The 18192-nt window shown below is 68.9% G+C and carries 21 protein-coding genes; 8 read left to right on the top strand and 13 right to left on the bottom strand.

The features are described 5' to 3' along the window. The first annotated feature begins 5 nt into the window (after positions 1–5). The 3 genes from EJK15_RS27595 to EJK15_RS27585 all read left to right on the top strand — a co-directional run bounded on the left by EJK15_RS27595 (position 6) and on the right by EJK15_RS27585 (position 2517). Positions 6–731, top strand: a complete 726-nt coding sequence (locus EJK15_RS27595) for a dTMP kinase (protein ID WP_138713402.1) — start codon at positions 6–8, stop codon at positions 729–731. After that, positions 719–1642 carry a DUF2797 domain-containing protein gene (locus EJK15_RS27590; RefSeq protein ID WP_138713379.1) on the top strand — a complete coding sequence of 308 codons (924 nt, stop codon included), beginning with the start codon at positions 719–721 and terminating at the stop codon, positions 1640–1642. Before EJK15_RS27595 ends, EJK15_RS27590 begins: the two co-directional genes overlap by 13 nt. A 62-nt stretch (positions 1643–1704) precedes the next feature. Continuing rightward, positions 1705–2517 carry a class I SAM-dependent methyltransferase gene (locus tag EJK15_RS27585; protein WP_138713378.1) on the top strand — a complete coding sequence of 271 codons (813 nt, stop codon included), beginning with the start codon at positions 1705–1707 and terminating at the stop codon, positions 2515–2517. 100 nt (positions 2518–2617) lie between these two features. Here the strand turns inward: EJK15_RS27585 and EJK15_RS76430 are convergent, their stop codons facing one another. Next, the gene (locus EJK15_RS76430) at positions 2618–3040 is read right to left on the bottom strand and encodes an NUDIX domain-containing protein (protein ID WP_138713401.1); all 423 of its coding nucleotides are present in this window, start codon (positions 3038–3040) and stop codon (positions 2618–2620) included. 408 nt (positions 3041–3448) lie between these two features. Here EJK15_RS76430 and EJK15_RS70890 point away from each other — a divergent pair, with 408 nt between their 5' ends. Further along, positions 3449–3610 carry a hypothetical protein gene (locus EJK15_RS70890; RefSeq protein ID WP_171074564.1) on the top strand — a complete coding sequence of 54 codons (162 nt, stop codon included), beginning with the start codon at positions 3449–3451 and terminating at the stop codon, positions 3608–3610. A 12-nt stretch (positions 3611–3622) separates the two neighbouring features. Here EJK15_RS70890 and EJK15_RS27575 read toward each other — a convergent pair whose 3' ends face one another. Next, positions 3623–4045 carry a MarR family winged helix-turn-helix transcriptional regulator gene (locus tag EJK15_RS27575; RefSeq protein WP_138713377.1) on the bottom strand — a complete coding sequence of 141 codons (423 nt, stop codon included), beginning with the start codon at positions 4043–4045 and terminating at the stop codon, positions 3623–3625. A gap of 20 nt (positions 4046–4065) precedes the next feature. On the opposite strand from EJK15_RS27575, the gene EJK15_RS27570 reads away from it, so the two are divergent. Beyond that, complete coding sequence (locus EJK15_RS27570) at positions 4066–4428, top strand: MarR family winged helix-turn-helix transcriptional regulator (protein ID WP_138713376.1); 363 nt, start codon at positions 4066–4068, stop codon at positions 4426–4428. Here EJK15_RS27570 and EJK15_RS27565 read toward each other — a convergent pair. The 3 genes from EJK15_RS27565 to EJK15_RS27555 all read right to left on the bottom strand — a co-directional run bounded on the left by EJK15_RS27565 (position 4425) and on the right by EJK15_RS27555 (position 8280). Further along, positions 4425–5213, bottom strand: a complete 789-nt coding sequence (locus tag EJK15_RS27565) for an alpha/beta fold hydrolase (RefSeq protein WP_138713375.1) — start codon at positions 5211–5213, stop codon at positions 4425–4427. The genes EJK15_RS27570 and EJK15_RS27565 overlap by 4 nt on opposite strands. A 16-nt stretch (positions 5214–5229) precedes the next feature. Beyond that, a complete protein-coding gene (locus EJK15_RS27560) occupies positions 5230–7452 on the bottom strand; it encodes an ATP-binding SpoIIE family protein phosphatase (protein WP_138713374.1) in 2223 nt (740 codons plus the stop codon). Between the two features lie 123 nt (positions 7453–7575). After that, entirely contained in the window at positions 7576–8280 is a 705-nt protein-coding gene (locus EJK15_RS27555) for an iron-dependent transcriptional repressor DtxR (RefSeq protein WP_138713373.1), read from the bottom strand. A 124-nt stretch (positions 8281–8404) separates the two neighbouring features. On the opposite strand from EJK15_RS27555, the gene EJK15_RS27550 reads away from it, so the two are divergent. Continuing rightward, positions 8405–9022: a UdgX family uracil-DNA binding protein gene (locus tag EJK15_RS27550; RefSeq protein ID WP_138713372.1), complete on the top strand. Its 618-nt coding sequence runs from the start codon at positions 8405–8407 to the stop codon at positions 9020–9022. A 7-nt stretch (positions 9023–9029) separates the two neighbouring features. Here EJK15_RS27550 and EJK15_RS27545 read toward each other — a convergent pair whose 3' ends face one another. Further along, complete coding sequence (locus EJK15_RS27545; RefSeq protein WP_240777249.1) at positions 9030–10301, bottom strand: MFS transporter; 1272 nt, start codon at positions 10299–10301, stop codon at positions 9030–9032. A 10-nt stretch (positions 10302–10311) separates the two neighbouring features. Continuing rightward, positions 10312–10989, bottom strand: a complete 678-nt coding sequence (pdxH, locus tag EJK15_RS27540; RefSeq protein WP_138713371.1) for a pyridoxamine 5'-phosphate oxidase — start codon at positions 10987–10989, stop codon at positions 10312–10314. A gap of 157 nt (positions 10990–11146) precedes the next feature. Between pdxH and EJK15_RS27535 the strand changes: the two genes are divergently transcribed. Together EJK15_RS27535 and serC are read left to right on the top strand one after the other, a co-directional pair. Then, positions 11147–12253, top strand: coding sequence for a citrate synthase 2 (locus EJK15_RS27535; protein ID WP_138713370.1), 1107 nt, complete (start codon positions 11147–11149; stop codon positions 12251–12253). Positions 12254–12475: 222 nt separating this feature from the next. After that, complete coding sequence (gene serC, locus EJK15_RS27530; RefSeq protein WP_138713369.1) at positions 12476–13585, top strand: phosphoserine transaminase; 1110 nt, start codon at positions 12476–12478, stop codon at positions 13583–13585. A gap of 194 nt (positions 13586–13779) precedes the next feature. On the opposite strand, the gene EJK15_RS27525 is transcribed toward serC, so the two are convergent. The 6 genes from EJK15_RS27525 to cbiQ form a co-directional block, all read right to left on the bottom strand. Beyond that, positions 13780–14397, bottom strand: coding sequence for a rhomboid family intramembrane serine protease (locus EJK15_RS27525; RefSeq protein WP_138713368.1), 618 nt, complete (start codon positions 14395–14397; stop codon positions 13780–13782). Positions 14398–14500: 103 nt separating this feature from the next. Next, entirely contained in the window at positions 14501–15265 is a 765-nt protein-coding gene (locus EJK15_RS27520; protein ID WP_138713367.1) for a crotonase/enoyl-CoA hydratase family protein, read from the bottom strand. A gap of 173 nt (positions 15266–15438) precedes the next feature. Continuing rightward, positions 15439–16212, bottom strand: a complete 774-nt coding sequence (locus EJK15_RS27515) for an SDR family NAD(P)-dependent oxidoreductase (protein WP_138713366.1) — start codon at positions 16210–16212, stop codon at positions 15439–15441. A 48-nt stretch (positions 16213–16260) separates the two neighbouring features. Then, entirely contained in the window at positions 16261–16599 is a 339-nt protein-coding gene (locus EJK15_RS27510) for an STAS domain-containing protein (RefSeq protein ID WP_132512863.1), read from the bottom strand. 105 nt (positions 16600–16704) lie between these two features. Continuing rightward, positions 16705–17442 carry an energy-coupling factor ABC transporter ATP-binding protein gene (locus tag EJK15_RS27505; RefSeq protein ID WP_420847092.1) on the bottom strand — a complete coding sequence of 246 codons (738 nt, stop codon included), beginning with the start codon at positions 17440–17442 and terminating at the stop codon, positions 16705–16707. Beyond that, positions 17436–18191, bottom strand: a complete 756-nt coding sequence (gene cbiQ, locus EJK15_RS27500; protein WP_138713364.1) for a cobalt ECF transporter T component CbiQ — start codon at positions 18189–18191, stop codon at positions 17436–17438. The genes EJK15_RS27505 and cbiQ overlap by 7 nt, the downstream gene beginning before the upstream one ends. Between the last annotated feature and the right edge of the window lies 1 nt (position 18192).

The following is an 18192-nucleotide window of genomic DNA, read 5'->3' as shown; positions in this document are numbered from 1 at the left end:
ACATCATGGCAGGGGCACCCGGGAGGCTCATCACGGTGGCGGGCATCGACGGCGCCGGGAAGTCGACGCTGGCCACCTCTCTCCACGCCGCACTCAAGGACTCCAAGAACCGCGCGATCCTTGTGGGCAAACACACCACCGAGGTCGCGATGAGCGCAGACCTATCGGAGTACGTCGACAGCGTTAACGCGGTCGTCTACCGGCGCAAGCCGAGTGTGGGCGCCGCCTGCGGAAACCACTACTGGCTGTTCGCGCTCGCCGCCTGGTACACCCTCCAGGATCAGCTGATCATCAGGCCGGCACTGCGAGCCGGAGTGCACGTCATCCTCGACAACGCCCACCACAAGATCCTTGCCCGCTACGCCGTCTGCCCTAACATCCCCGCCGACCTGGCCCGCCACCTATTCGCTCACCTCACCACGCCTGACCTTGTCCTGTTCCTCCACGTCACCGCCGAGGAGGCCCTGCGACGTAAGGGCGGTTTCAGCGCATTGGAAGCCGGGGGCACGGGATCAACGGGCGAGGCGTTCATCTCCTACCAAACCCGAGTGACCGAGGAACTACGCCGGCAAGCGACCGGCGCGACATGGGCGTCCATCGATGTCACCAGCAAGGACGCAGCAGTCGTGCTGGCCGAAACGCTCACGCTGCTGTCCGATCGCCTCGACATCCAGATCCCTGAACACCTGGCGAAGACTGACAACGAAGGAGGGGTTGCGTGGAGCTCGTAACCGGCAGGCAGTACCTGTGGCACGGCATCACCTGGGCCACTGGCATTCCCACGCTGCTCCTGGCCGACACCACGACCGGGGTCCTTGACCAGGTCGAGGTGATAGGCCAGCGGCTCGGGCTGAAAGTGGTCGGTCCGGCCCGGTTCTGCACCGGCCGGTACGACTTCACCGAAACCTTCCGCGTTGAGCCGAGGCCGTGCCCGCAGCAGGCCGTCGCCGAACGTGGCGGCCAATGCGCAACCTGCCATGAACGGGATGAGTTTCGCTTCGCTCACCATTTCCACACGAGCGGCCACGCCTCACCAGCACTCACGGCCTACATGGCCCAACCCCACTGGCTCTACATCGCCACCTTCGCCAACGCGGCCAGCAAAGTCGGAACGGCGGCGGCATCCCGCCGCAAGTCACGGCTGGACGAGCAAGGGGCGATGCGCGCCACGTACATCGCCCAAGCACCGGACGGCCGTGCCATACGCCATCTTGAGGACGCCCTCAGCCGCGAACTCGGCCTCACCCAGGCGATCCGCGCCGCCGCGAAACTCGCTGCCCTGGTCTCTCTGGACCACGGCCACCTTGATGTCGCACACGAGGAGCTCGTCGACCAAGCGATCGCCACCTTGACCGCTCTGGGAGTACCCACCAGACGCGAGGCGTGGAAACCACCGGCCGAGGGTCATGCCCTCCGCACCCCGCAACGGCCGCAAGAACGTGCGATCTACCCGCATGACGTGCGCACCGACGAGCACGGATTCAGCATCGAATCCTGCTCCGGGACCCACGTCCTGGCCCGGCTGTCAGCCAACGTCGAGGACATCCACTACGTCCTGGACCTCAACACACTCAAAGGCCATCGCGTACTGACGGGGAACTACACCTCTCCCCCGGTGAGCCTCCAAGGATCACTCTTCTGAGGGCAGCTGCAGCTCACCGGCAACAGCAAACATCTATGGCGACCTGCGAAGACGAGGGAACAATGCAACACCCAGATGCGATCGTCGGCTGGGACGACGAACGAAACGCCGAACTCTATGACCGCTTCACCCGCGAACACCCGTTCTACGCCGACGCCAGCCGGGACCTGGCCTCTCGCGCCGACCTAGCCGACAAGCAGCTCGTCATCGATCTGTGCGGTGGGACAGGCGTCACCGCGGCCATCCTGCTGGACCACCTCCCACCACACGGCCGCGTGATATCCCTCGACAGCGCTCCCGCCATGCAGACGGTAGGGCAGCGCACTCGCGACGATCCCCGGATCACCTGGATCGTCGCCAAAGCCGAAAACATCGCCAACCACATCCCCGAGCCCGCCGACGCCGTGGTCTGCAACTCCGCGATCTGGAAGACCGACACCCCCACCGTCTTCACCGCAGTAAAACGCACGATCCGGCCGGGCGGACGGTTCGTGTTCAACATCGGCGGCGGATTCGCCGGCCTCACCAACCGCGAATCTCGAACCGCTGCCTCCCTCAACGACCTGATCATCGCCATCGCGGTAGCCGACTACGGCTACGTGCCGCACCAGGAGAGCCGCCGACCACCGCTGACACCCGCCATCGTCGAAGCACAGCTGGCAGCAGCCGGGTTCAGCACCATCACCTCGGACATCGTCACGCGCATCGGCACCGTAGACGAGAAACGTGCTTGGCTGTCGATCCCGCTCTTCGCCCGGCCACCCGGCCAGCTCACCCACACCCAGCGCATAGAAATCCTGCACAAGGCCTACGACCAGGTCGACAAGACACAAGAGACCACCACGCGCTGGCTCGTCGTCACCGCCCAAGCCTGAGAACAAGCCGTCGGGCGCGGGACTACGTCGCAGAACTCCTCTGGCCCTCGGGAGGATTCACTTCTCCCTGCACCCGGTGCTCTCGAACGAACGCCGACCTTCAAGGACCATTACTTCGCGCCGATCCTGCCCGTTGGGACAACTGTCTCGCGTACCTGCGGATCCTCGGCCGATCTTCGGGGAAGGCACCCTCCCACTCGTGCTCGAGGGGGGTCCACGCCACCGGCTGGTTGCTCTCCTCGGTCAGGTGCGGCGACCTGTTCAAGACGGTTCCGTAAGACAAGCCGAGCGTGGCGGACCAATCATGGCGGTAGGAGCGTACCGTCACCGCTGCCGGAACTTTCAGAAGATCGGCGGAAATGCCGGTCTCCTCAAGCAGTTCACGACGAGCCGCCTCCCGTGGGCTCTCGCCCGGCTCGACCCTTCCGCCAGGCGGTACCCATCCTCGCCATCGATGCTTCACCAGCAGAACATGCCCGAAGGTCTCATCGAACGCCCAAACCTCAGCCGCGAGCGGAGCCATCGGGCCCTTACTCGCCGTCTCCAGCCAAGCGCACGCGTCGTCGAACTCAGCTTCCGCCCTGCGGGCATCCGCCACGGCGGCCCGCAGGGTCGACTGGTCAGGACCGCGCTGATCCACCGGTCCAGGCTACCCGGGCGGGACCGCTCAGCGCGGAGGTACACCAACCCTCCAACTGCGGGCGCCATCCGCCAGGGCGGCATACACGCCGCCGGGGAATGGGAGGCGCGGATCCCGGGCCGCGGCGATCCGGACGCTCCGTGCTTCGTCATGGGTCAACCGCTCGATGACCTCTGCAGGGGTCTGCGGATCCAGTACGGCCAGGCGCCGCTCAGCCGGGTGAAGCAAGTCGGCCAAGCAAGCCAGGCCGGTATCGCGCGGGTAACCGCTCGACGCCGCATACTGGACAGCATGGACGGCGGCCTGATCCTCCTGGTCTTCCTGGCGCTGCTTGTCGCCTGGGGGCTCAATCGCGTGCGCCGGGCGTTCCGCCTGGGGCCCGTGGGCTATGCCGGCGTGATGATCGTGTTCATCATCGCCATGCTGCTCATCTGGGGCCAGACCAAGGTCTAGGGGCGCCGGAATCTAGGGAATCGCCTCGACGAAGCGGGTGAGCAGCCGGGCGAACTCCGCCCGCTCGGCCTCCGACCAGCCCTCCATCGCCACCGCGAACGCCGCCTGCCTGGCCTGATGGGCCTGCTCCAGCGCGGCCCGTCCAGCGTCGGTCAACACCAGGTGCGACCTGCGCCCGTCCGCCTGGTCGGCCTCGCGCCTGACCAGGCCCGCCGCCACGGCCGCGGCCACCAGCCGGCTCGCCCGCGGCTGGTCCACGCTCAGTGCCTCGGCGACGGCGGTCACGGTGACGGGCTCGTGCGCGCCCTCGATCACATCGAGCACGTCGTATTCCGGCCCGGCGCCCTGGGCCCGCGCGAGCGCGCGCCTGCTCTGCCTGCGCCTGATGGCGACCATCGCCTGCTCGATAGTGGCAATTTCCTTGTCTTTATACATATAGTTGCTACTGTACATGCATGGAGAAGAACATTGGCTACTGGCTGAAGAATCTGGACACACTACTGGAAAGCGCCATGGACGACGCGCTGCAGATGACCCGGCGAGAGTGGCAGGTCCTCAACACCACCGCGCATGACGCCCGGCCGGACGAGCTGGCGCCGTTCACCGGGATAGATGAGGCCGTGGAGCAGCTCACCGCCCGGGGGTGGCTGGCGGACGGCCGGATCACCGAGGCGGGCAGAGCCGCGCACGCGGGGATCGTCGAACGGGTCGCCGCGTTCAGGCAGCAGGTGAGCGAGGGCGTGACTCCCGAGGAGTACCGGGCGACTGTGGACGTGCTCCGCCGCATGGCCGCCAACCTCGACCCCGCCGCGGTCTAAACGGCTCCGTCCGGGCCGGAGGCCTCCAGGATGACGCGGGCCACGAGCTCCGGGTCGTCGCTCATGGGCACGTGCCCGCAGCCCTTCAGCAGTTTGACCCGCTGCCCCGACCACCGCGCCGCGCGCACTGCCTGGCGGCGCGGCAGCAGCCGGTCGTGCTCGCCCCAGGCGATCGTGATCGGCGCCTTGGGCGGCGCGGGCGGCATCACCCCGGAGAACGCCTCCAGCGTCTCGTCGAAGCCGCTCGATCCGGCCAGCGCCTGGGTGGCCGCGATCAGCGCGGTCGGCTCCAGCCTGGACGGGTGGGCGACCAGCAACCCGGCGGACACGGCGCGCAGGACCGGGTTCTCCGCGGTCCTGACGGCCTGCTCCGGCGGCAAGGACCGGGCCGTGGCCCGCAGCGCGCGCAGCACGGACTGGCAGTAGAGCAGCTCGGAGCGGGACCAGAAGCCGGCGGGCGACAGCGCGGTGGCCGTCCGTACGACGCCGCGCGAGGCCAGCTCCAGCGCTATGTAACCGCCGAGTGAGTTGCCCGCCACGTGCGGGTCGCGGATGCCGAGCAGCGCGCAGAAGGACTCGACCGCGTCCGCCAGCGACTCGGCCGTATATGGCGCGCCGACCGGCAACCCCGGCGAAACCCCGAAGCCGGGCAGATCAACCGCGATCACCGTACGGGAGACGGCAAGGCGATCCAGCACCGGCAACCAGGCCTGCCAGTGGTGGCCGATGCCGTGGATGAGGATCAGCGGCGCGCCGGTGCCCCGTCGTTCGAAGGCCAGCTCCATTGCGCCAGTGAATCATTCACCTGCCGCGGGTGGGAATCTCGAACCAGACGGCTTTGCCTTCCCTGGTGGGCCGCGAGCCCCAGCGCCTGGCCAGCTGGTCCACGAGGTAGAGGCCGCGCCCGCCCTCGTCGTTCTCCCCCGCGCTGCGGATCCGCGGCAGTCTCAGGTCCTGGTCGAACACCTCGACCCAGACCGACTCCTCGCCCCTGCGCAGCCGCAGCGTGAACTCCTTCTCGCCGACGACCTCGTCCTCCATGCCCGGTATGTCCCAGGACTCCTCGAACGGCAGCGGTGGCCCCTCCACGACCAGATCCCTGCGCGGCACGCTGGCGGCGGCGGCGTGCAGCACCACGTTCGTCACGACCTCGGAGACGAGCAGGCAGGCCAGCTCGGACCGCTCCTCCGGCACGTTCCAGCCCGCGAACGCCTCCGACGCCATGCGGCGCGCCTCGCCCACCATGATCGGCTGGGCGGGGAACGTACGCTCCTCGACGTCGAGGTCCACCTCGCTGGAGCGGACGACCAGGATCGCCATGTCGTCGTCGATCTCGCCGGGCACCGCCACCGTGGCGGCGTCGGCGACGCGCTCCACGTCGGCGTCGGACATCTTGGCGAGCTTGTCGCACAGCACGCCGAGCGTCTCTTCCTCGCTCGGCATCCTGCCGTCGCGGCCGGGGCGGCGGTCGACCAGGCCGTCGGTGTAGAGGAGCAGCGCCGCACCCGGCGGGAGGGTGCGCGTCTCCTCCTTGTAGACCAGGTCGGCGTGCATGCCCTTGGCGCGTACGCCGAGCGGCTGGCCGACCTCCTCGATGTCCATCTCGACGCACTGCCCGTCGATCAGCAGCAGCGGCGGCGCGTGGCCCGCGTTGGCGAAGGAGAGCTGGCGGGACCAGGCGTCGTAGACCAGGTATTGGCAGGTCACGATGGGCGGGATGCTGACGTCGGCGCCGTTGTCGTCCTGCTCGGGGGTGGCGATGATGCGGGTCCACTCGTCGAGCCTGGCCAGGATGTCGGCGGGCGACTTGTCGTCCTGCGCGAAGGCCCGCAGCGCGGCCCTGAGCTGGCCCATGATGGCCGCCGCCTTGGCGCCCCTGCCCTCGACGTCGCCGATCACGATGCCGACGCGGCCGGCGGACAGCGGGATCACGTCGTACCAGTCGCCGCCGACCTGGGTCTGGATGCCCTGCCCGTGGGAGGCGAGCGGGGCCGCCGGGTAGTAGCGCACCGCGATCTGCAGGCCGTCGAGCTGCGGCAACGCCCTGGGCAGCAGGTGCTTCTGGAACGACTCCGCCGTGTGCCGCTCCTCCTCGAACAGCAGCGCGTTGTCGATCGCCAGCGCGACCCTGGTGGCGATGGCACCCACGAAGTCGCGGTCGAAGGCGTCGTAGTGGGGGCTACGGCGGTCGGTGAGGTTGGACAGGGCGAGGTACATCAGCCCGAGCGTCTCGCCGCGCACCAGCAGGGGGGCGACGATGGCCGAGGTCATGCCGATCTCGCCGCACAACCGCGCGCTGTTGTCGTGGGGCGACGGGTAGCTGCTGGTGGAGAAGTCCTCGACGAGGATGGTCTCCTGGCGGCGGAGCGCCGTGTCCGCGTAGTGGCCGGAGGGATAGCGGATCTCCGCGCCCACCGGCTTCCATGTTCCCGACGGCGGTGTCCACCCCTGCACATGCTGTGAGACCCGGCGGACGAGCCGGTCGCCCTCGGTCAACTCGATGAAACAGTGGTCGGCGAACTGCGGGACCAGCATCTCGGCGACGCGCTTGAGCGTCTCCTCGACGTAGAGCGAGCCGGCCAGCCGCTCGCCGATGCGCTCGAGCAGCCCGAAACGGTCTTTCTCCCGCTCGTTGCTGCGCAGCGCCTCGCGGGCCAGGATGACGATGCCCGTCACCGAGCCCGACGAGTGGCGCAGCGGCACGGCCTGGGCGCGGACGTAGACGATGGTGCCGTCGCCGCGCCTGACGTCGAACGTGCCCTCCCAGACGCCGCCCTTGAGCACGTGCTTGGCCAACTCGATCGCGAGCGGGTGGTCCTTCTCCATGATCCCGAGGGACAGAACCGATGTTTCCCCCGTCGGGGTCAGGCCCTGACGGCCGAAGAGCTTCTCGGCGAACGGGTTCCAGTAGAGGAGGTTGCTGAAGCGGTCGGTGACGACCACCGCCATCTCTGCATGGTCCAGCACGGATTCGGCAGCAAGGTGATCAGCCGCGTCTTGTGACAGATCCCCCCAACGCGTCATCCGGAGACCACTCCTCGGGGTGGCGAGCATGCAAAGCGAACCACGAGCGCTCCTGCGACAGTCTTGGTCAGGGGAGAGTGGAGGGCCTCCCAGGAGGGATTCAACCAAGCCGCTGCGCGCGCGTCAGCGCTTGGAGACAAAAACGTGCGCAGCAACATCGCGCGGAAGCTCCGCGGGAGTGTCCTTCGCGTCACCGTCACCTGTCACCCGCACACCGTCGTCGCTCGCCGCGAGCGTGACCTCGCGTCCGGGTTGTATCCCAACTTGCTTGAGTTTAAGCATCACAGCAGGATCACTTTGCACTTGTTCGCTAATTCGTCGGACGACAACGGGTATATCCGTGGGTCCTGCCAGGTCACACATCGAGGCCAGCGCGTTGGCGCCGCCTTCGGCGGGCTCTCTGGCACCCAGCTCGGCGAGCCCGGGGATCGGGTTGCCGTGCGGGCAGACCGTGGGGTTGTCGAGCAGTGTCACCAGGCGCGACTCGACGGACTCCGACATGACGTGCTCCCAGCGGCACGCCTCGATGTGCACCTCTTCCCAGGGAAGTCCGATCACCTGGGTCAGCAGGCATTCGGCGAGCCGGTGCTTGCGCATCACGCGCGTGGCGAGCGTGCGGCCGAGCTCCGTCATCGACAGGTGCCGGTCGCCCTCGACGCGGACGAGGCCGTCGCGCTCCATGCGCGCGACCGTTTGGCTCACGGTGGGGCCGCTCTGCTGCAGGCGCTCGGCGATGCGGGCGCGAAGCGGGACGATGCCCTCCTCTTCGAGCTCGTAAATCGTGCGGAGATACATCTCCGTCGTGTCGATCAGGCCGTGTGCGGTCAAGACAGTCCTCCCAACTGAATGTTACGCCGGTCGTGGCGTGTGGGGTCCCTTCGGGACGCTGAGACTGAGCAGGTCCGCCTTGGGCACATTGGTCAGAGGAACCCTATTGGGAGAACGACCGACGATGGTTAAGGACGGCAACAACAGCGCGGCGGACTTCCTTCCCGACAAGCTCGACCTCGAGTCGCTACGCATCGCGGCGGCCTGCTGCGAGGGCTGCGGCCTCTACAGGAACGCCACGCAGACGGTGTTCGGCGAAGGTCCGGGCCACGCCAAATTCATGCTCGTGGGCGAGGTGCCCGGAGACCAGGAGGACCGCCAGGGGCATCCGTTCGTCGGCCCTGCGGGCCGCCTCCTGGATCGAGGGCTGGAGGAGGCGGGAATCCCGCGCGATGAGGTCTATGTGACGAACGCGGTCAAGCACTTCTCCTTCGTGCCGAGGGGGAAGAGGCGCATCCATCAGAAGCCGACGGCCGCCGAGATCGCCGCCTGCCGGCCGTGGCTGAATGCGGAGCTGGCCGTGGTGGAGCCGGAGGTGGTCGTGGTGCTCGGCGCGACGGCGGCCAGATCGCTGCTGGGACCCGCGTTCCGGGTGACGCGGCAGCGAGGCGTGCCGGTGCCGCTCGGGGAGCGGCTCGCCGTGGCCACCATCCACCCGTCGGCCGTGCTGCGCGCCCCCGACAGGGAGGTGATGTACGAGGGCTTCCTGGCCGACCTCCAGGTGGCGGCCCGCGCCGCCTAGAGCCTCCTCAGGAGTCCCGGGCCGGCTCATCCGCCTTCGCGGTCGCACCCGACCGGTAGTTCCTGAACCCGGCCACGGACAGGCCGACGACCAGCACCGTGACGGCGCACGCGATGCCGCCGCCCACCCACGCGCCGGTCAGCCCGAACGCCGTCGCGGTGGCCCCGGCCCGCAGGTCGCCCAGGCGCGGGCCGCCGGCCACGACGACCATGAACGTTCCCTGCAGCCGCCCCCGCATCTCGTCGGGCGCGTACAGCTGCAGGATCGACTGCCGCCACACCGACGAGACCACGTCCGCCACCCCGCCGACGGCCATGAACAGCACCACCAGCCACAGCTGGTTCGCGAGCCCGGCGGCGGCCACCGCCACGCCCCACACGGCGATGACGACGACCAGCGCCACTCCTTGCCGCGTGACTCGCCCCACCCACCCGGAGAACAGCGCGCCGGCGACGGCGCCGATGGCCATGGCCGAGGTCATCCAGCCGAGCGCGATCGGCGAGCCGCCGAACCTGTCGGCGGTGGCCTCCGGGAAGAGAGCCCGCGGCATGGCGAACACCATCGCGATGATGTCCACGACGAACGACATCAGCAGCACGGGGCTCCTGACGACGAAGCTGAGCCCCTCCAGCACGGCCGCGGCCCCCGGACGCCTCACCTCGCCCAGCGGGGGCAGTGAGGGCAGCCTGAGGGCCGCATAGAGGCCGGCGGTGAACAGCAGGGCGTCCACCGCGTACGCGGCCGCGTACCCGCCGTTCGTCAGCGCGACCGCCCCGATCATCGGCCCCGCGACGGCGCCGATGCTGTAGACCAGCGAGTTGAGCGCGTTGGCGGCGGGCACCAGCTCCGGCTCGAGGATCCTGGGGATGATCGCGCCCCGGGTCGGACCCGTGATCGCGAACCCGGTGGCGTTCAGCGCGACCGCGGCGAAGATCAGGTAGACGTTGCCCAGGCCGAGCAGCGCCTGCACGAGGATGAACAGGGTCGCCGTCCAGGCCACCAACGAGCCGGCGATCAGCAGCCTGCGCCGGTCCACGGCGTCGGCGACCGCCCCTCCCCACAGGCCGAACACGATCAGCGGGATCAGGTTGGCCAGGCCGAGCAGCCCGACGTAGAACGAGGAGTTGGTGAGCTCCCAGACCTGCTGGCCGACCGCGACGACCGTCACGCCGACGCCCACGTGCGAGACGGCCTGGCCCAGCCAGATCCGCCGGTACGCGGGCACCCCCAACGGCCGGGTGTCCACCAGATGACGTTTGACCAGCTCCCCGATTGCCACTTAAGGCAATTTAAGGTGCGAGCCTCTCCAAGACCCAGCCGGGTCGCGTCCGCCGGTAGCGAAGCCGGTCGTGCATCCGGTCGAGCTGCCCCTGCCAGAACTCCATCTCGATCGGGGCCACCCGGTAGCCGCCCCAGAAGTCGGGCACCGGCGGGTTCTCCGGCCAGCGCGCCGCCAGCTCCTCGTAGCGGTCGTCCAGCTCCTCCCTGGAGCGCACGACGGCCGACTGCCGCGAGGCCCAGGCCCCGATGCGGGAGCCGTACGGGCGGGAGTCGAAATATTCGGCCGACTCCTCATGGGGGATGCGGGTGACGGTGCCCTCGATGCGCACCTGACGGCGGATCGGATGCCAGGGGAACAGCAGCGACGCGCGGGGGTTCTCGGCCAGGTCGCGGCCCTTGCGCGACTCGTAGTTGGTGTAGAAGACGAATCCGCGTTCGTCATAGCCCTTGAGCAGGACCGTCCTGGCGCTGGGGCGGCCGCCGGCGGAGGCGGTGGCCAGGATCATGGCGTTGGGTTCTGGCAGGCCGGCTTCGAGCGCGTCCTGGAACCAGACGGTGAATTGCGCGATGGGGTCGGACGCGAGATCGGTTTCGAGCAGCGGCTCGCCCTCGTACGTACGGCGAAGCCCCGCCAGCACGGGCGGGCGCGGGGTGGCATCCACGAGACGGTATTCTTGCGCGCCCATGTGGTGATCCCATACACCGCTCCCCACCAGCGGGTTTGGCCTAACGGCGGGTCCCGAGGCCGAGCACGAGCTGGTAGGGGGTTAAATTGACCCGCCGGTATCTCGACATCAAGGCATTGCATTGCCGAAACATGGCAAGAAAGGGAGGCGGCCGAGCATGTCCGACTTCAAACCCGGCCTCGAAGGCGTCGTAGCTTTCGAGACCGAGATCGCGGAACCGGACAAAGAAGGGGGCGCCCTCCGGTATCGGGGCGTCGACATCGAAGAGCTGGTCGGCAGCGTCCCGTTCGGGGCCGTCTGGGGCTTGCTGGTCGACAACACGTTCCAGCCGGGCCTGCCCCCGGCGGAGCCGTACCCCATCCCTGTCCATTCCGGTGACATCCGCGTAGACGTGCAGAGCGCGCTGGCCATGCTGGCTCCGGCCTATGGCTTCAAGCCCCTGCACGACATCAGTGACAGCGAGGCCCGCGACCAGCTGGCGCGCGCCTCGGTGATGGCTTTGTCGTTCGTCGCGCAGTCCGCGCGCGGGCTCGGCCTGCCGATGGTGCCGCAGAGCCGGGTCGACGAGGCCAAGACCATCGTCGAACGTTTCATGATCCGCTGGCGCGGTGAGCCCGATCCCAAGCATGTCAAGGCCATCGACGCTTACTGGACCTCCGCGGCCGAGCACGGCATGAACGCCTCCACGTTCACCGCCCGCGTCATCGCCTCCACCGGCGCCGACGTGGCCGCCGCGCTCTCCGGCGCCGTCGGCGCCATGTCGGGCCCGCTGCACGGCGGCGCCCCGGCCCGCGTGCTGCACATGATCGAGGGTGTCGAGCAGCTCGGCGACGCCAAGAAGTACGTTCAGAGCGAGCTCGACAAGGGCAACCGGCTCATGGGCTTCGGGCACCGCGTCTACCGCGCCGAGGACCCGCGTGCCCGCGTGCTGCGCCGCACCGCCAAGGAGCTCGACGCGCCCCGGTACGAGGTCGCGGCGGCGCTGGAGCAGGCCGCTCTCGAGGAGCTGCACACGCGCAAGCCCGACCGGGTGCTGGCCACCAACGTGGAGTACTGGGCGGCGGTCGTGCTGGACTTCGCCGAGGTGCCCTCCCACATGTTCACCTCGATGTTCACGTGCGCCCGTACGGCCGGCTGGGCCGCGCACATCCTGGAGCAGAAGCGCACCAGCAGGCTGGTCCGCCCGAGCGCCAACTACATCGGCCCCGCCTCGCGCCCGCTCAGCGATGTGCCGGGCGCCGACGAGGTGGTCGGCAAGTACTGATCCATCACGGCTACCGCGCGGCAGGCGCCCGCGGTAGCCGTTTTCCTTTTCCCTGGAACGGTCCCTTTCCCGAGCGGCCGAACAGCACTAGGGATAGTGGTCCTTGACCGCCTCCTGGAGGGGGAACAGCGTCTGCGATTCTCTGCGTTTGCCAAAGTTTCACGGATCTCAGAATCCGGACCCAGTTCAGGCCAGTCCACGCCGCTCGGTAGGCTCGTTTACGTGGCTGACATCGTGATTCCTGCTGACATCAAGCCCGCCGACGGCCGATTCGGCTGCGGGCCCTCGAAGGTTCGCACCGAGCAACTGGCCGCGCTCGCCGCCTCCGGCGCGAGCCTCATGGGCACCTCGCACCGCCAGAAGCCGGTCAAGAGCCTGGTCGGCCGCGTCCGCTCCGGCCTCGCCGACCTGTTCTCGCTGCCCGAGGGCTATCAGGTCGTGCTGGGCAACGGCGGCACCACCGCGTTCTGGGACATCGCCGCCTTCGGGCTTGTCCGCGAGAGGTCGCAGCACCTGTCGTTCGGTGAGTTCTCCTCGAAGTTCGCCGCGGTCACCAAGAAGGCCCCGTGGCTGGCCGAGCCGAGCGTCATCAAGTCCGACCCCGGCACCCACCCCACGGCGGTGGCCGAGGACGGCGTGGACGTCTACGCGCTCACCCACAACGAGACCTCCACCGGCGTCGCCATGCCGATCAAGCGGGTCGGCTCCGACGACTCGCTGGTGCTCGTGGACGCCACCTCCGGCGCCGGCGGCCTGCCCGTCGACATCGCCGAGAGCGACGTCTACTACTTCGCGCCGCAGAAGAGCTTCGCCTCCGACGGCGGCCTGTGGATCGCGATCATGTCGCCGCGTGCCCTGGCCAGGGTCGAGGAGATCGCCGCGACCGGCCGCTACGTGCCGGAGTTCTTCAGCCTGCCGGTCGCGATCGACAACTCCGGCAAGGACCAGACGTACAACACCCCGGCAGTGGCGACGCTGTTCCTGCTGGCCGACCAGCTCGACTGGATGAACGGCAACGGCGGCCTGGCCTGGACCACCGCCCGCACGGCCGACTCCAGCACGCGCCTTTACACGTGGGCGGAGAAGACGTCGTACACCATGCCGTTCGCCGCGCCCGAGTTCCGCTCGCAGGTGGTCGGCACGATCGACTTCTCCGACGACGTGGACGCCGCGGCCGTGGCCAAGGTGCTGCGCGCCAACGGCATCGTCGACACCGAGCCCTACCGCAAGCTGGGCCGCAACCAGCTGCGCGTCGCGATGTTCCCGGCCATCGACCCGGCCGACATCGAGGCGCTGACGGTCTGCGTCGACTACGTGGTCGAGCGTCTCTGACGGCGTAACGGCTTGTCCATGAGGGCGAGCGCGTCCTCATCCCCAACGCTCCGCGCGAACCTCGCCGGGCACCGGCAGCCGGCCGGTGCCCGGCTGACAGCGCTTCCAGCATGAGGTCGCTGACGTGCTCGTCCCTTGACGTCGCCGTGGCGAATCTGAAGGCGTTGCGCTACGGCGTGCGCACGAGCAGGCCCTCAGTAGGCCGGTATTTCCTTCTTGCGGCGCAGCACCCAACCGGCCACCACGCCGCCGATGAGGCCGAACAGGTGCCCCTGCCAGGAGATGCCCTCCTGGTTGGGCAGCAGGCCGAGCAGGATCCCGTAGTAGGCGATGCCCACGCCCACGGCGATGACCATGTCGAGCAGCCGCCGGTCGAACACGCCCCTGGCCAGGATGTAGCCGAAGTAGCCGAAGACCAGGCCGCTCGCCCCGACCGTGTAGACCAGGGGGCTCGTCAGCCAGGTGCCCAGGCCGCCGATCAGGATGATGATCAGGCTGGCCCAGAGGAACTTGCGCACGTCGCGCAGGCCCGCCAGGAAGCCGAGGATGAGCAGCGGTAGCGAGTTGGCCATGAGATGGCCGAAGCCGCCGTGCAGGAAGGGCGCGAACAGGATGCCGACCAGCCCGTCGGCGTCCCAGCCATAGATGCCGAACTGGTCGAGCGCGCCGTTGAGGAAGTAGTCGACGCCCTCGACGACCCACATCACGGCGAGCATGGCGACCACGATGATGAGTGCGCTCAGCGCACCTGAGAGAAGGGCTCCGGCACCGCGCTTGGCGGACTCGAACCTGGGACCCGAATAGTCGCTCATGCGCTCTCCCGGTAGCTCGTCTTCTCTTCTTTACCGTACGCAGGAAGAGCTATGCGCGCGCAAAGGAGTCCCTCCCGTTCCGCGAGGGACGGGAGGGGACCGGTTACTCTCCCCTCCACTGGGGCGCGCGCTTCTCGGCGAAGGCGGCGGCACCTTCCATGGCGTCCTTGGAGCCGAACACCGGGTTGATGATCGCGCCTTGCTTCTCGAACATCTCCTCCAGCGGCCAGTCCTGCGACTCGATGATCACCTTCTTGGTGGCGGCGAGCGCCAGCGGGGCGTTGGCGGCGATCTTGCGGGCCAGCTCGATCGCCCCCTCCAGTGCCGCGCCCGGCTCGGTGATCCGGTTGACCAGGCCGAGCTCGTACAGGCGCGAGGCCGGGTAGTGGTCGCCGGTCAGGGCGATCTCCATGGCCACGTGGTACGGGATCCGGCGCGGCAGCCGCATGATGCCGCCCGCGCCCGCCACGAGCCCGCGCCTGGGCTCCGGCAGCCCGAACGTGGCCTCGGACGACGCCACGATGACGTCACACGCCAACGCCAGCTCGAACCCGCCCGCCAGCGCGTAGCCCTCCACGGCGGCCACCAGCGGCTTCTTGGGCGGCGCCTCGGTCAGCCCGCCGAACCCTCGCCCCTCGATCACCGGGAAGTCCCCGGACAGGAACCCCTTGAGATCCATCCCGGCGGAGAACGTGCCGCCGGCGCCGGTCAGGACATATGCCGAAATGTCGGGGCGGGCATCCAGGTCGTCCAGGACCCCGGCGATCCCCCGCGCCACCGCCCCGTTCACGGCGTTGCGCGCCTTCGGGCGGTTGATCGTGATGATCGCGACGTTGCCGGACTCCTCGACGAGCACTTCGTCAGACACGGAAACCCTCTCAGCTCGAGGCCCGCGGGGGTGTCCCCCGCGGGGCTTGATGGGGGATGCGGAGGGTTGCCCCCCGCACGGTTGCGGCCGAGGACAAGGGGCGTCCCCGCAGGCGCTTGATCGGGGAGTGCAGAGGGTCGTCCCCCGCAGGGATCGGGGGACGACCCCGCGGGTCACTTGGGCTGGAAGCGGATGCCGCCGTCGAAGCGGACGACTTCGGCGTTCATGTAGTCGTTCTCGATGAGCGAGCGCACCAGGTGCGCGAACTCGTCGGCCCGTCCCATGCGCTTGGGGAACACCACCGGCGCCACCAGCTTGGCCTTGAACTCGTCGGCGTTGTCCGAGAAGCCGTAGATCGGGGTGTCGATGATGCCGGGGCAGATCGTGTTCACCCGTACGCCGATCGCGGCAAGGTCGCGCGCCGCGGGCACCGTCATGCCCACGATGCCACCCTTGGAGGCCGAGTACGCGAGCTGCCCGGTCTGCCCTTCCAGTGCTGCCACCGAGGCCGTGTTGATTACCACGCCGCGCTGCCCGTCGGCGTCGGCCGGCTCGGTCTTGGCGATCGCGGCCGCGGCGATGCGCATGAGGTTGAACGTGCCGATCAGGTTGACCTCGATGACCTTGCGGTAGGTCGCCGGGTTGTGCGGCTGGCCGTCGCGGTTGACCGTGCGCTCGGCCCAGCCGATGCCGGCGCTGTTGACCACCACGCGCAGCGGCTTGCCGGTCGCCACGGCGGCGTCCACGGCCGCCTGCACCTGCTCGTCGTCCGACACGTCGGTCCTGGCGAAGACACCGCCGATCTCGTCGGCGACGGTCTTGCCGCGCTCCTCGTTGAGATCGGCGACCACCACGGTGGCGCCGGCGCGGGCCAACTCGCGGGCCGTGGCCTCGCCGAGTCCGCTGGCACCGCCGGAGATGATTGCTGCAGATCCGTTCACGTCCATATCCCGGACCCTAACCCGCCAACCGAATGAAGTTCTACTCAGGGGTGGTTAAATCTCGCCCACGGCGCTGTCGACGTCGGCATACACCTTGATCCGCCGGTCCAGGCCCGTGGTGCGGAGGATGCGGGCCACCGGCGCCTGCGGCGCCGCCAGCGACACGCCGCCACCCTCACCCGTCGCCAGCCGCCAGGCCTCGATCAGCACCGACAGCCCGCTGGAATCCATGAACGACAGCTGCTGCAGGTCGAGCACGAGCCTGGCGCCGTCCTGCTTGATGGCATCACGAACCTCGTCGCGGAGGAACGGTGCGGTGAACAGGTCGAGCTCTCCCTCAACGGCCACCACCACGGCGTCTCCCAGGGCATGTCGCGCAAGCCGCAGCTTCATTTGGCCCCTCCTCGATGAGCCACTGTACTTCGACATCCCCGGATAACGGGCATGCACAGACTACGAACACTCGGATAAAGCGGGCCAAGTTGGGTCTGAACGTCCTCACACCGCCGGGATGGCGAACCCGTACGGGAGCTCCAGGCGATGATCGGCCAGCAAATCGGCGTCCGCGAGCAGCTCGCGCGTGGGCCCGTCGGCGGCGATCACGCCGCCGGAGAGGATGAGCGAGCGCCCGCACAGCTCCAGCGCGTACGGGAGATCGTGCGTGACCATGAGCACGGTCACGTCCAGGGAGCGCAGGATCTCGGCCAGCTCCCTGCGGGCCGCCGGGTCCAGGTTGGACGAGGGCTCGTCGAGCACCAGGATCTCCGGCTCCATGGCCAGCACCGTCGCCACCGCCACCCTGCGCCGCTGGCCGAACGACAGGTGGTGCGGCGGCCGGTCGATGGCTTCCAGCATGCCGACCCGGCCCAGCGCGTCTTTGACCACCCGGTCCAGATCCTCGCCGCGCAGCCCCGCGTTGGCCGGGCCGAAGGCCACGTCGTCCCTGACCGTGGGCATGAAGAGCTGGTCGTCGGGGTCTTGGAAGACCAGGCCGACGCGCTGCCTGACCTCCTTGAGCGTGTCCTTGCGCACCGGGATGCCGGCGACCGTGACAGTGCCGTGCCCCGCGGTGAGTATCCCATTGAGATGCATGACGAGCGTGGTCTTGCCGGCGCCGTTCGGGCCGAGCAGGGCCACCCGCTCGCCCCTGGCGATCGACAGGTCCACGCCGAACAGCGCCTGCGTGCCGTCGGGGTAGGCGTAGGCGAGCTGCCGTACTTCGAGAGAGTTCACCACGAGAGTCCCAATACTGCGAGGGCCACGGCGGGCAGGGCGAGGGCTGTGCCCCATTGGGAGGATGATGCCGACATATCCTGAATTATTGGCATCTGGCCGGAGTAGCCGCGGCTGAGCATCGCCAGATGCACCCGCTCGCCCCGCTCGTACGAGCGGATGAACAGCGCCCCGGCGGACCGGGCGATCACGGGGATGTGCCGGAAGTTCCGGGCCTCGAACCCGCGGGACTCCCGCGCCACCCGCATCCGCCGCATCTCATCCATGATCACGTCCATGTACCTCAGCATGAACATGGCGATCTGCACCAGCAGGCCCGGCAGCCGGAGCCGCTGGGCCCCGATCAGGATGACCCGCGGCTCCGTGGTGGCCGCCAGCAGGATGGAGGCGGCCACTCCCAGCGTGGCCTTGGCCAGGATGTTCCAGGCCGCCCAGAGGCCCGGCACGCTCAGCGAGAGCCCCAGCACGGTGATCCGCTCCCCCAGCCCGATGACCGGGATGAGGAACGCGAACAGCACGAAGGGCACCTCGATCACCATCCGCCGCACGACGTACGTCGCCGGCACCCGCGCCGCCACCGCGACGCAGCCGAGCAGGACCGCGTAGGCCGCGAACGCCCAGAACCGCTCGCGCGGCGTGGCCACCACGACGATGGCGAACGCGAAGACCGCGAGCAGCTTGCACTGCGGCGGCAGCCGGTGCACGACCGAGCCGCCCGGCAGGTAGAGCTGGTGATGATGCCCGGCGCCCACG

The sequence above is a fragment of the Nonomuraea basaltis genome (genome assembly GCF_005893125.1).
GTDB lineage: Bacteria > Actinomycetota > Actinomycetes > Streptosporangiales > Streptosporangiaceae > Nonomuraea > Nonomuraea basaltis.
Note: the sequence above shows the minus strand (reverse complement) of the source record. Positions and strands in the feature narration are given on the sequence as shown.